1 protein-coding gene is annotated in these 1,481 nt (G+C 57.7%); it reads left to right on the top strand.

Features of this window, described 5'->3' with window-relative positions; translation table 11 throughout:
* The first annotated feature begins 65 nt into the window (after window positions 1-65).
* Window positions 66-1,382: an IS701 family transposase gene (locus tag P3T25_RS48490; RefSeq protein WP_429364876.1), complete on the top strand. Its 1,317-nt coding sequence runs from the start codon at window positions 66-68 to the stop codon at window positions 1,380-1,382.
* Window positions 1,383-1,481 lie beyond the last annotated feature (99 nt).

Genomic DNA, 1,481 nt, shown 5'->3' with positions numbered 1-1,481 from the left:
TCTTACTGTGTCAATAAAAAGCGATACCTGGTAGTATGAAGTAATAGAGACTGCGGGCGATCGCAATGACAGAAGAGATCGATGAATTTGAAGCGTATCTGAACCATCTGGCACAAGAGTTAGGACACGCTGATCGCCACGCCGGCCTTAAAGGCTACTGTTCAGGGCTGGTGTTGCCGCTGTCACGAAAGAGCGTCGAGCCGATGGCCGCGCATATTGATCCGCTTCATGCGAGTGCGAAGCATCAGTCGCTCCACCATTTTGTTGCCAAGGCAGAGTGGTCTGACAAAGCAATCATGCTGCGGGTGCGCGAGTGGGTGATGCCCGCGCTAGGCGCGCATGCCGCTGAAGAGGCCGGCTACTACTGGATTATTGACGACACAGGTTTTCCGAAGAAGGGCCGCCACTCGGTAGGGGTTGCTCGCCAGTATTGTGGCCAGCTCGGCAAACAGGACAACTGTCAGGTCGCAGTGAGTTTATCAATCGCGACGCAACGCGGCAGCCTGCCTATCGCCTGGCAGCTGTATGTCCCCAAGGAATGGATTGACGATCGGGAACGTGCCCGTCGTGCGGGCATTCCTGACGATCAGGCCTTCGCAACCAAACCACAGATTGCGTTGGCCCAACTGCGCGAAGCGATTGCATCCGGGATTGTGCCGGGTATCGTGCTGGCCGATGCAGGATATGGTGATGAGACGGCCTTTAGGGATGGGATAAGCGAGCTGGGTTTGTTATACGCAGTGGGGATTCGCCCGGGCACCTCAGTATGGGCGCCGGGTACGGCGCCGCTGCCGCCCAAGCCGTGGAGTGGGCGTGGCAAGCCACCTACATTGCTGCGTCGTGCGCCAGGCCACGAACCGCAAACGGTCAAGGCGCTGGCCATGCAATTACCCGCGAACGCCTGGCAAACCGTCACCTGGCGAGAAGGCAGTAAAGCGGCACTCTCCTCGCGATTTGCCGCCGTACGGGTTCGTCCCGCGCATCGCGACTATTGGAGCAGTACCCAGCGTGCTGAAGAGTGGTTACTCATTGAATGGCCCGATGGAGATACAGAACCGCTCAAATACTTTCTCAGTACGGCTCCCGGGGAGGCGACACTTGAACAACTCGTATTCGTGACCAAGATGCGTTGGCGTATCGAACGCGACTATCAGGATCTGAAGCAGGAGTTCGGACTGGGGCACTACGAAGGACGCGGCTGGCGCGGTTTTCACCACCACGCCACACTGAGTATCGCCGCATATGGGTTTCTGATGGCCCAGCGGCTCAGGATGGGTTCAGGTGCTGGCGATAAAAAAAACTTCGCTGAACGCGCGCTACCTGTCCTTCCCGCGGATTACATCGCTCGCGGCAGCCCAGCGCGCACAACGCCACGTTCCTGACTCCATCACTACGTTGCGCATCTTGCTCGGACTACGGCTCACGCAACGCTTGCACCATTCATCGAAGCAGTGGTCCTCAGGATATATGACACAGTAAGA

The organism is Paraburkholderia sp. GAS32 (genome assembly GCF_050434225.1).
Taxonomy (GTDB): domain Bacteria; phylum Pseudomonadota; class Gammaproteobacteria; order Burkholderiales; family Burkholderiaceae; genus Paraburkholderia; species Paraburkholderia madseniana.
The sequence above is the reverse complement of the archived record's forward strand: the minus strand, read 5'-3'. Positions and strand labels throughout refer to the sequence as shown.